Below are 10,854 nucleotides of genomic sequence, written 5' to 3'. Positions count from 1 at the left end.
CATTGAAAAGAACATCCATACTCCTTCTCGTTTGCGTCATAGCGATTGTCCTAATAAGCTTTATTTCTAGGCCGTTTGCCGAGGAGAAACCTAAAGTAACTGTCCTTCTTAAAGATCAAAGTACACAGTACTGGGAAATTATCACTGCAGGTGCTGAGAAAGGCTTTCGTGACTTCGGAATCGTTGGAGAGGTAGTTGCGCCAGAAAGTGCTACGGTCGAAGAGCAAATCGAGTTACTAGAGAGGATTCTAATGAACCCCCCAGATGTTTTAATTGTATCGCCGATCTATCCTGAGCCTCTTTATGCAGCATTAGAACCATTTGTTTATCAAGATATTCCTGTCCTATTCTTAGATACAGATGCACCTTGGGAATATAAAACCTCATATGTCGGCACGAATAATTTTGATTTAGGTAGAAAAGCTGGCTCTTTATTAGGTTCTCACCTTCAGCCAAGTGATAAGGTTGCCATCATTACAGGAGATGAGGATAGCCCTGTTGCTGGTGATCGAATGAGAGGAGCTGAAGTCCGGTTAAAAGAAATAGGGATTAATGTAGCTGCTAGCATAACACAAGTATCGAATGACCCTAAACAAGTAAAAGATGTGCTTGAAACAATTATAGGTGCTCACCCTGATTTGAAGGGGCTTATAGCTACCAACGATTTGATGGCCCTTGCTGCATTACGCGTTATTCAAGAGAACGGACTGAATATTCCTGTCATAGGCGCAGATGGAATCATAGAGATGGTGGAGCTTATAGAAGATGGGACCTTAACAGGAACGGTCGCTCAGAATCCTTATGATATGGGATATTTAAGTGTTGAGGCTGCATCAAAAGTGGTTAGAGGGGAAGCCATTGATCCAACAATAGATAGTGGTGTAGATATTATAATTAAAGGAAATGCAAAGCAGCGATTAGATTTTCTACGTACTTTATTAGATTAAGGGCATCCGAATACCGGGTGCTCTTATTGCTATGTTTAATTGTGTGATCGATATCACACTAATCGTTTAGTAACTCTGGTAAATTAAAGGGAGTAGCCTTATTAAGAAAAGAGGGAGTGGGATGAGCTTAGAGAACGAATTGAATCATACATTAAAGAAATTAAAAGATATCGAGTCTGCATTAAATGAATCATCAATTGTTGCTATAACAGATCACAAAGGAAAGATTCAATTCGCAAATGATAAGTTCTGTGAAATTTCGAAGTATAGTCGTGAAGAGTTAATTGGAAAGGATCATAGAATGATTAATTCGGATCATCATAGTAAGGAATTTATCAAATCATTATGGAAAACGATAAAAAAAGGTGAGGTTTGGCGCGGAGAATTTAAAAACAAAGCAAAGGATGGAACATATTATTGGGTTGAAACAACCATTGTTCCTTTTTTAGATGAAAAAGGAAACCCTTATCAATTCGTCTCAATTCGCCACGACATTACTGAACGAAAGCGAATGGAAGAGCATATGCAGGATATGGCTTATTTAGATCCATTAACGTTATTACCAAATCGAAATAGCTTAAATAAGCGGATAAGCGATGGACACATGACAAATAAATTGAATGACCATGTAGCTGTGTTGTTTTTAGATTTGGATCGTTTTAAATCAATTAATGACCGGCATGGACATATGATTGGAGATTTGTTATTAAAAGAAGTTGGGCAAAGACTAGTAGGGTGCTTACCTCATACAGGTTTTCTTTCACGTCAAGGTGGGGATGAATTTGTGATCATGTTAGATCAAATTAATAATAAACAAGAGGTAGTTTCCGTCATTCAAAATATAGAAAGACAACTATCCTTCCCTTTTTATATTCGAAATAAAAAGATATCCATATCAGCAAGTATCGGTGTAAGTATGGAATATATCACCACTAAAAGCCCTAACTATCAGGAGTTTATTGAGAGTTTAATGAAAGAAGCCAATCATGCTATGTATCAATCAAAACAGCAAGGGGGCCATACATATTTTTTTAGCACGCCAAAACAAAGCTTTGAAATGGCAAGGAATTATCAGCTGCAAAGGGAAATAGAAAAAGCATTTGAATTAAACGAGTATTATCTTGTGTATCAGCCTCTTGTTAATTTGGAGAACGGTGAAGTAGAGGGAGCCGAAGCATTGTTAAGGTGGAAAAACGCTACGCTTGGGATGGTTAGCGCAGCTGAATTTATTCCCATGTTAGAGGAGATGGGGCATATTATACCTGTAGGTAGATGGGTTATTTCCTCAGCTTGCAAGCAATTAAAAAATTGGCAGAATAGTGGGTATCATCTTAATAAAGTTTCTGTTAACGTTTCTCCAATCCAGTTCCGAGATGCTTACTTTGTGAATGATATTAAAAGGATTCTCGAAGAAACCATGTTAGACCCCAAATACTTAGAACTTGAAATTACAGAAGGTGTTCTTCTGAACATAGAAGTTGCAAGAAAGACATTAGTAAAATTAAAAGAGTTAGGAGTCAACATATCAATTGACGATTTTGGAACGGGTTATTCATCATTAAGTTATTTAAAGCATCTACCTGTTGATACCATTAAAATTGATAAATCGTTTATTCACGAGTTAGGTGTAGATGGTGAAATCATTGTGAATACGATTATAAATTTGGGGAGAAACCTTCAATTCACAGTAATAGCTGAAGGCATTGAAAATGAGAGTCAGGTAACGGCACTTCAGCAACAAAAATGTGATATAGGGCAAGGGTATTTCTTTAGCAAACCTGTTCATGCTAAGCAATTCATAACTGAATTAACTTGTAATAAAAATATAGCCAATTAGCCTAAAGGCTCATTGGCTTATTGGAATAAGGGGATTATTCATGGATGAGGTCAAACAAACTCTTAGTCGAATGCCAATTTTCAGTGAACTAAATGCAGATGAAATAGGAGAAGTTAAAGCAATAACAAGCATAAGGACATATATAAAAAGGATGAATGTCTTTTGGGAAGGGGACCAAAGAGAAGCGGTATTTTTCATACATACAGGTGTATTGAAAGCGTATAAAATTGATGAGGAAGGTAACAAACAAGTGATATCATTGCTTTGTAAAGGCGAAATGTTTCCTCATGTAGGTTTTTTTGAACGGTCCCCATACCCTGCGACTGTAGAAGTAATTGAAGATGCAACGCTTTACGTCATTCGAATTAATGATTTTGAAAAATTACTAATAGCATCACCTGAAATCGCAATTAAAGTTATGAAAATCTTAGGGAGAAAAATTCTCGAATTACAAAATCGAGTACAAGATTTTATTTCTAAAGATATTCAGCATCGACTTATTCAAATAATCATAAACATGGCCTTAGAAAATGGAGTTGAGTCGTGCAATGGGGTTTATGTCAAAGTACCAATTACTAACCAAGACTTAGCTGATATGGTAGGAACTTCAAGGGAATCTGTAAGTAGGGTATTAACTCAATTGAAGAAAAAGAAATTGATTGAAGCAAATAGACAAGGTGTTTTGATTTATGATTTGGAAAAACTCAAAAGAATCGACTAAGCTGCTTATGAATTTAACAGCTTAGTCATTAAGTTTCTATACCTTTTCCTTTGCTAACCTTTGGAACAAAATGTTGTTTTCAAGGTGGATGTGTTCAAATAAATCGGATTCGAGCTCTTCGAATTTAAGATAGGTAAGTGTATAAGTATTGCATGCTCCTTCCGGTAATTTGTAATCATTTGTTACTTCTCGTATTTTTTTTAGAATTGTACCAGTTGTTTCATGCTCCATTTCTAATGTATCAATTGTTTTCAATACTTCTTTTAGGTAAGAAAGTGAGTGTGATTTTTCATACTCTTTGATTTTAGGGAAGATCTTCTCCTCCTCTTGAATTAAATGGTGTTCAAGCTCCAGTTTCAGTGTGTGAAAAAGTTGATACACTTGTTCCAATTCAGGATGAGTCTTTCCATGAACTCGGTAGACTTTGGTTACAAATGTAGATAACTCCGGTAAAAGGTTGTACAAGTATGTGTGATGAATAGTGAGAATATAGTCAATGAGCTGGGAATACGGAGCTACCTCCCAGTTATTGAGTTTGTCTTGTTGGTTAATCGTATCAGAGTATAATGTATTCAATCTGGATAATACTTCTTCTTCATTTAGATCTTGTTCATTAATTGCTTCTGAAATGGGACGGTTGCCACCGCAGCAAAAGTCAATTTTGTATTCTTTAAATAGCTGACTAGCTTTAGGAAACTGTGTAACAATGTCTCCTGTCTTTGTTTCTCTTGTAAATGATGCGTTCATAATGGATCCCTCCTTGTTTGTCTTACACTACTGATATTAACTCCTTTTTCATTATGGTTTGTTGATAGCTGTCACATAATAAATGACTAACTGATGAACATTCTTTTTTGTGTGATTTCAGTCACCTTCAAACAGTAAATCTTCTGTTAATCTAAGGGAAACGTACATTGATTGGAGGAAGATGATGTGAGTTTTGATTATAACGAAAATCCATTTATCGTGATTTGGGAAGTGACGAGAGCGTGTGCATTAAAATGTTTACATTGCCGGGCGGAAGCACAACATCTCCGCGATCCAAGAGAACTCTCTTTTTTTGAGGGGAAGAATTTAATCGATCAAATCTATGAGATGGGAAATCCCTTGCTTGTTTTGACTGGTGGAGATCCTTTAATGAGAGAAGATTTATATGATTTAATTGACTATGCTGTGAAAAAGGGTGTTCGTGTTTCCATGACACCAAGTGCAACACCTAGAGTAACGAAAAAGGCTATGGAAAAAGCAAAATCTGCTGGACTATCACGTTGGGCATTTAGTTTAGATGGACCGAACAGAGAGATTCATGATCACTTTAGAGGAACAAAAGGCTCGTTTGATTTAACGATGAAAGCCATACGTCATTTGCAAGATCTAAACATGCCTATTCAAATTAATACGGTTGTTTCTCATTATAACGTAGAGGAACTTAAAGATATGGCTGAATTAATGGAACAATTAGGAACGGTGCTTTGGAGTGTGTTTTTTCTTGTTCCGACAGGACGAGCTTCTACTATGGAACCAATTTCAAAAGAGAAGCATGAAGAAGTGTTACATTGGCTTGCTGAACTAAAAGAGACATCAACCTATGATATTAAAACAACAGAAGCGCCTCACTTTAGGAGAGTGCTTATGCAACGAGAGTTATTAAAAGCAAAAAGTGATCGAGTAAGAACAAAAAGAAAAGATATTTTAGGGAGGGCTCCAAAAGGGGTCAATGATGGGAATGGATTTGTTTTTATTTCTCATATAGGTGATGTCTTTCCAAGTGGATTCCTCCCGATTCATTGTGGGAATATACGGAATGAGTTGTTGTCAACCATCTATAGAGAAAACCCAGTATTTAAGCAATTACGTGATCCTGATCAATTCAAAGGGAAGTGTGGAATATGTGAGTACCGTCAACTTTGCGGTGGTTCAAGAGCTAGAGCCTATGCTGTTACTGGTGACTACTTGCAAGAGGAACCATATTGTATCTACATTCCAAAACAAGCAAGAAAGAAAAAAGAAACCCAAATGCAATTGTAAATAGGCACTGAAAAAGGGCGGTTTCCCCTTTTTCAGTGCCTTCATAAATTTTAGGGATTGGACTGACTAAGCCTCAAGTATTACATAACGATAATCGTAACAATAAAAAAGCAAACTCCATTTATTATTTCGATGATTCCTATTTGCATAGGTCTCATTTGCTGTTTTCGTGAGGTAAGCCAGTCTTTAAGGACTCCTGGTAAAAACACAAAGAATAACATGGGAACACCCAGTAAAAATGGAATGAGTAACAATAACGCATGATAGATGTTAGAGAATCTTTTAAAGCTATGATTTTTCCTTTCGCGTATGAGTGACTTGACATAAAAAGCACTTCCCATAAAGTATAGCGTGATTAATACAAGTAAGAACAAAGCATTACTTACATTTCCTTCTCCTAGTAATACAGCAGCGACCCCACCTAGTGTAAACGTAATAATTCCACTCAAATTGTTCCAGAGGCTTCGTTCGTTTCTAACTCTTATAAAATAAATGTTAATAATAAGTAATGGAATTAGAAAGGCTCCAACTAACAATAGAACCGGAGTGAGCCAAATGACTGGTAGTAAAAAAATAACAGCCAAGATTAAATATTTAATAAGCCATGGCATCATTTCTGCTTTTACTTTGTTGTTTCGAATGAGGTTTAATAGCGGTGTAGATGCTAAAAAAAGAAAGAGCCAACCAATGAGAAGGGGAATGTGTAATAGCGAAGGCCCAGAAAGAGTTACTCCTAGGATATAAGGTAAGAAAAACATCATCCACGTGCCATGTTCTTTGGGCAATACCAATCTAGCTTTCTTTTTATTTACATAGGCTTTATTTATAGAATTCGTAATCATAGTAGCTCTCCTTTGAAATAGTTGAGTTAACTATAGCAATAGTTGAAAAAATAAACTGTTAAAACCATCACAGAAGGTATTGTTATACCCATCTAATTAGATTATAATCTAATTAGATAGGTATAACAGGAGGGGTATGAATGCAATTAAGTCGTCTGGTTAATTTTCATAAAACAATTGGAGACAAAACGAGAATTCGAATTGTTTCATTATTAAAGGATGGTCCGTTGCACGGGCAGGCTATTGCTGGGAAGTTAGGTTTAACGGCACCAACGATTTCTCATCACATTGCTAAACTTCGTGAAATTGACATTATTTATCAGAGACGTGAAAAGAACACGATTTATTTTTATTTGAATGATAAGAAACTTGCCGTGATGGCTCAAGCAATTATTCGAATAGGGAGTGAAGAGGGAATGAAATTCTTTGAAGTAGAGGAAGAGGAAAAGTATAAAGTTCTAAAAAATTTCATTCAATCAGATGGGAAGTTAAAAAGTATTCCTGCTCAGCGTAAAAAGAAGCTCATTGTTTTAGAACATGTACTAAAAGGTTTGGAAGTTGGAAAGACGTATAAAGAAAGCGATTTAAATGAATACATCAAGAATTACCACGAAGATTTTGCTACGATCAGACGTGAATTTGTAATGTGCCAATTCATGTTTAGACAAAATGGAGAGTATGAATTAAACCCAAGAGAAATGTGGCCGATTTAGAAGAAAAAAGGAAAAGGAAATAACATCCATTTCTATACATCATGCGCTATAATGAAGAGGGAACTTTTCTAGATTGTAAAAAGGATGTGGTTTCTTGAATGTAGAAAACACGAAAGCCAACGTACAAGCTCAGTTCGGTAAAAATGCACAAAATTATGTAACGAGCAAAACACATGCCAAAGGAGAAGATTTACAGAAACTCCTAGCTATTTCTAGCTTTAAAGGTGGAGAACATTGCCTTGATATCGCGACAGGAGGAGGTCATGTGGCCAATGCAGTAGCACCATTGGTTACAGAGGTGACTGCACTTGATTTAACCACAGAAATTCTTAAAGTAGCGAGAGAGTTTATTGAGTCGAATGGTCACACAAATGTTAAGTTTGTTCAAGGGGATGCTGAGAAGTTACCGTTTGACGACGAATGCTTTGATGTTGTCACATGTAGAATTGCAGCACATCATTTTCCAAATGTCCTAGCTTTTATAAAAGAAGCATTCCGAGTCATAAAATTAGAGGGCACGTTATTATTTATTGATAATGTTGCTCCAGAGAATAATGATTTTGATTCGTTTTATAATAAGATTGAAAAGGATCGAGACCGTAGTCATCACCGTGCTTGGAAGAAATCAGAGTGGATTAAAATGCTCGAACAAACGGGGTTTGAAATCGATGAGTCCTATCGGTTTAAGAAGTTATTTCTATTTAGTACTTGGTGTGAAATGATGAAACTTGAGGAAGAGCAACAGGTGAATCTATCTGATTATATAGTAGGTGCACCGAAAGAAGTACAAGATAAATTTCGTATCAATATCAAAGATGATAAGGTAGAGTCGTTTATGGGGGAATCCATTTTAATTAAAGCAATCAAACCTTTGATCTAAAAGCATAACAAACAGCTAACTCGTATAAGAGTTAGCTGTTTGTTCATTAGAAATCTTTTACTCCTTTGATATACGTATAGATGCTGTGATTTCCGCGTAATGTATCTGTTTGTATGCCAAATGTTTCAGCATCTTTAATGTGTTGATAATGATACATTTGATCTGATAATGGGCTATAAATGGATTCTGGAGGAAGCAAAGGGACAATATCATAAATATTCAAGAATCGGAAACTTTCTAGCACAGACTTCTCAAATTCGTTTACGAACGCAGGATCTCCTACTCGAGGACTTGCAAAGTTATAAAGTGAAACGTTGAAGCCGTGTTTTGAAAGGTCAAATGCACATAATGTGGCAACGGCAGCACCTAAGCTGTGTCCTGTAACGTAGATTTTCTTTTTTAAAGGAATTTGATCAAAGGTGTCGATGATGTGATCTCTACAAGATTGATAAATAGTGGAGAAGCCCTCATGAACATAATACGTTTCTTTTATAAAGGGGAACCGAATTTGTGATACTTCAGCATCAACGATCCAATCTGGATCAGAGTCTGTTCCTCGAAACGCTATGATGACACTGTTTTTGGATTCTAAAATAAATCCAAACCATTCTCTTTTTCCAATCACATTTGTTTTTAAATTTGCTAGTAATTTGTATCCCTTTGGAATGGAAAATTCACCGTCATTGGCGTATTGAGAATATGTTTGCAAACAGCAATTTGCTAAAAACAATGGAAGATGCTTTTTAATTGAATGAGTATGAGTCATATGTTGGTCCTCCTGATAAAGCTGATACTTTAACATATGTACAAATGACCAATTACGACCCACATAAGACTTGCTAAAATTTATATTAGTTGAATTTATAGAATTGAAAATACTGTTACATTTTGATTTTGAAATTCATATCGTTTTAGGGTAACATGATTAAGTGCCAGAGAAATCATACTTAGAAATTTATTCATAAAGAGGGTGTAAAGTTTGTCTACTGTACAGTCAGTTGAAAGGTCACTATCAATTTTAGAAATTCTTTCAAAATATCCAGAAGGAATTAGATTAACAGAATTGTCTAGTCAGTTAGGTTTGGCTAAAAGTACGACTCATCGTTTGTTATTAACATTAATGCATCGGAATTTTGTCAAACAGGATGAAAGAAGTGAGTTGTATTCGCTTGGTATGCAGGTTGTCACATTAGCTAGTTCAGTTTTAAATAACATTGATATTAGGGGAGTTGCTCATGCCTCTATTGTAGAACTTGCCCAGAAAACAAACGAGGTTGTCCATCTATGTATCAAGGATGATGATGAAGTTATCTATATAGATAAAGTTGATAGTGATCGAACAATTAGAATGTTTTCTCAAGTTGGAAGACGTGTTAATATGCATTGTACTGGCGTTGGCAAGGTAATGTTAGCTAACTTACCAATTAAAGAAGTCAAAGAGATCATTTCAAAGAAAGGTCTTCCGCAATTCACACCTAGTACGATTACTGATGAGACTGCCTTATTTGAACATCTTGAAATCGTAAAAGAGCAGGGATACGCCATTGATGAAATGGAGCATGAGGAATTGATTGCTGCTGTTGCTGCGCCTATTTATGATTATAATAACAAAGTAATTGCAGCGATTAGTATTGCCGGTCCCAATCAGCGAATCACAAAAGAAAGAATTAAAGCTGAACTAATAGACCTAATTCTTGAAACGTCTCATAATATATCCCAAAAAATGGGGTATTTAGGAAAGACTAATTAAATTTAAAAATTTATTAAACTTTTATTGACTTTGAAAAACGCTTTCAATATAATCGTAATTAACCAAATGACCATTTTGGAATTAAGTTCCGTATAGTGGAACTACTTTTTTATACTTTGTATGGAACTTAGTTCTGTATTATGGAACTTATATTAGGTTATGGAGGAGAAAAAGGTGGATATCGTTACTATTGGAGAAACAATGGTTCTATTGACTCCTGAAAATGGGTTAATGAAATATGCAACCACTTACAATCGGAAGTACGGTGGTGCTGAATCAAATTTTGCTATAGGTATAAGCAGACTTGGACATCAGGCAGCATGGATCAGTCAAGTTGGAAATGATGAACTAGGTAAAGGAATGATATCTTTTATTCGAGGCGAAGGTGTTCATGTTGATAAAGTGAAATTGATAGATTCTGCATCAACAGGGTTGTACTTTAAAGAGGTTAGAAATGAAAGCGATGTCCGTGTGCAATATTATCGAAAGGGGTCGGCTGCCAGCTTTATGAGTCCTGACATGTTAGATGAAGAATATTTAAAGAAAGCAAAATATCTTCACCTAACGGGAATTACTCCAGCCCTTAGTGATAGTTGCTATCAGGTGATTCTACAAGCTATAGAGATAGCAAAGCGAAATGGAATTACAGTTGTCTTTGATCCAAATTTACGGAAGAAGCTTTGGTCTGAAGAGAAAGCTAGAAAAGTATTGCTAGATATTGCCGGACAATCAGATATTATTCTCCCTGGAGTTGCAGAAGGGGAATTTTTGTTTGGAGAGTCAGACCCTATTTTACTTGGAAAACGTTTCCTAGAGCATGGTGCCAAGATCGTTGTATTAAAAGTTGGTGCTAAGGGGGCTTACTACTTTACTTCAGATGAATACAAGCTTGTACCAGGGTTCAAAGTTGAAAAAGTAGTTGACCCAGTCGGAGCAGGTGATGGTTTTGCTGCAGGATTTGTATCCGGTTTAATAGATGAACTGACGATTGAGAAAGCGGTTGAACGAGGCAATGCAGTAGGAGCTCTCGTTACAACGATTAGTGGAGATGTAGAAGGCTTACCAGAAAAAAGTGAAATTGAGCGATTTATTCATTCACCAGCTGAAGATATCAGCAGATAATAGGAGGAAAAAGA

Annotated in this window: 11 protein-coding genes; 8 read left to right on the top strand and 3 right to left on the bottom strand. The window is 36.0% G+C overall.

Annotated features, from left to right (window positions below):
* Positions 1–2 precede the first annotated feature (2 nt).
* The 3 genes from LQ50_RS17005 to LQ50_RS16995 all read left to right on the top strand — a co-directional run bounded on the left by LQ50_RS17005 (position 3) and on the right by LQ50_RS16995 (position 3,505).
* On the top strand, positions 3–947 hold the full coding sequence (locus LQ50_RS17005; RefSeq protein ID WP_052144820.1) for a sugar ABC transporter substrate-binding protein: 945 nt from the start codon (positions 3–5) through the stop codon (positions 945–947).
* A 121-nt stretch (positions 948–1,068) separates the two neighbouring features.
* Positions 1,069–2,784, top strand: coding sequence for an EAL domain-containing protein (locus tag LQ50_RS17000; RefSeq protein WP_052144819.1), 1,716 nt, complete (start codon positions 1,069–1,071; stop codon positions 2,782–2,784).
* Positions 2,785–2,824: 40 nt separating this feature from the next.
* On the top strand, positions 2,825–3,505 hold the full coding sequence (locus LQ50_RS16995) for a Crp/Fnr family transcriptional regulator (RefSeq protein WP_034631579.1): 681 nt from the start codon (positions 2,825–2,827) through the stop codon (positions 3,503–3,505).
* A gap of 36 nt (positions 3,506–3,541) precedes the next feature.
* On the opposite strand, the gene ric is transcribed toward LQ50_RS16995, so the two are convergent.
* On the bottom strand, positions 3,542–4,252 hold the full coding sequence (ric, locus tag LQ50_RS16990) for an iron-sulfur cluster repair di-iron protein (RefSeq protein ID WP_034631577.1): 711 nt from the start codon (positions 4,250–4,252) through the stop codon (positions 3,542–3,544).
* 186 nt (positions 4,253–4,438) lie between these two features.
* Between ric and LQ50_RS16985 the strand changes: the two genes are divergently transcribed.
* On the top strand, positions 4,439–5,533 hold the full coding sequence (locus LQ50_RS16985) for a TIGR04053 family radical SAM/SPASM domain-containing protein (RefSeq protein WP_034631576.1): 1,095 nt from the start codon (positions 4,439–4,441) through the stop codon (positions 5,531–5,533).
* 80 nt (positions 5,534–5,613) lie between these two features.
* Here the strand turns inward: LQ50_RS16985 and LQ50_RS16980 are convergent, their stop codons facing one another.
* A complete protein-coding gene (locus tag LQ50_RS16980; protein WP_052144818.1) occupies positions 5,614–6,375 on the bottom strand; it encodes a YwiC-like family protein in 762 nt (253 codons plus the stop codon).
* Between the two features lie 140 nt (positions 6,376–6,515).
* On the opposite strand from LQ50_RS16980, the gene LQ50_RS16975 reads away from it, so the two are divergent.
* Together LQ50_RS16975 and LQ50_RS16970 are read left to right on the top strand one after the other, a co-directional pair.
* Positions 6,516–7,088: a DUF2087 domain-containing protein gene (locus tag LQ50_RS16975; RefSeq protein WP_034631575.1), complete on the top strand. Its 573-nt coding sequence runs from the start codon at positions 6,516–6,518 to the stop codon at positions 7,086–7,088.
* A 94-nt stretch (positions 7,089–7,182) separates the two neighbouring features.
* The gene (locus tag LQ50_RS16970; protein WP_034631574.1) at positions 7,183–7,968 is read left to right on the top strand and encodes a class I SAM-dependent methyltransferase; all 786 of its coding nucleotides are present in this window, start codon (positions 7,183–7,185) and stop codon (positions 7,966–7,968) included.
* 46 nt (positions 7,969–8,014) lie between these two features.
* On the opposite strand, the gene LQ50_RS16965 is transcribed toward LQ50_RS16970, so the two are convergent.
* Positions 8,015–8,734 carry a lipase family protein gene (locus LQ50_RS16965; protein WP_052144817.1) on the bottom strand — a complete coding sequence of 240 codons (720 nt, stop codon included), beginning with the start codon at positions 8,732–8,734 and terminating at the stop codon, positions 8,015–8,017.
* A 213-nt stretch (positions 8,735–8,947) separates the two neighbouring features.
* Between LQ50_RS16965 and LQ50_RS16960 the strand changes: the two genes are divergently transcribed.
* Both LQ50_RS16960 and LQ50_RS16955 read left to right on the top strand, forming a co-directional pair.
* A complete protein-coding gene (locus LQ50_RS16960) occupies positions 8,948–9,718 on the top strand; it encodes an IclR family transcriptional regulator (protein ID WP_034631573.1) in 771 nt (256 codons plus the stop codon).
* Positions 9,719–9,892: 174 nt separating this feature from the next.
* Positions 9,893–10,840: a sugar kinase gene (locus tag LQ50_RS16955; protein ID WP_034631571.1), complete on the top strand. Its 948-nt coding sequence runs from the start codon at positions 9,893–9,895 to the stop codon at positions 10,838–10,840.
* Positions 10,841–10,854: the final 14 nt, after the last annotated feature.

The sequence above is a fragment of the Halalkalibacter okhensis genome, from assembly GCF_000787375.1.
GTDB classification, from domain to species: domain Bacteria; phylum Bacillota; class Bacilli; order Bacillales; family Bacillaceae_D; genus Halalkalibacter; species Halalkalibacter okhensis.
The sequence above is the reverse complement of the archived record's forward strand: the minus strand, read 5'-3'. Positions and strand labels throughout refer to the sequence as shown.

Excerpts from the sequence above, each read along its gene's own strand:
- LQ50_RS17000 (WP_052144819.1), top strand. The coding sequence starts at position 1,069 with ATGAGCTTAGAGAACGAATTGAATCATACATTAAAGAAATTAAAAGAT.
- LQ50_RS16995 (WP_034631579.1), top strand. The coding sequence starts at position 2,825 with ATGGATGAGGTCAAACAAACTCTTAGTCGAATGCCAATTTTCAGTGAA.
- ric (WP_034631577.1), bottom strand. The coding sequence starts at position 4,252 with ATGAACGCATCATTTACAAGAGAAACAAAGACAGGAGACATTGTTACA.
- LQ50_RS16980 (WP_052144818.1), bottom strand. The coding sequence starts at position 6,375 with ATGATTACGAATTCTATAAATAAAGCCTATGTAAATAAAAAGAAAGCT.
- LQ50_RS16975 (WP_034631575.1), top strand. The coding sequence starts at position 6,516 with ATGCAATTAAGTCGTCTGGTTAATTTTCATAAAACAATTGGAGACAAA.
- LQ50_RS16965 (WP_052144817.1), bottom strand. The coding sequence starts at position 8,734 with ATGACTCATACTCATTCAATTAAAAAGCATCTTCCATTGTTTTTAGCA.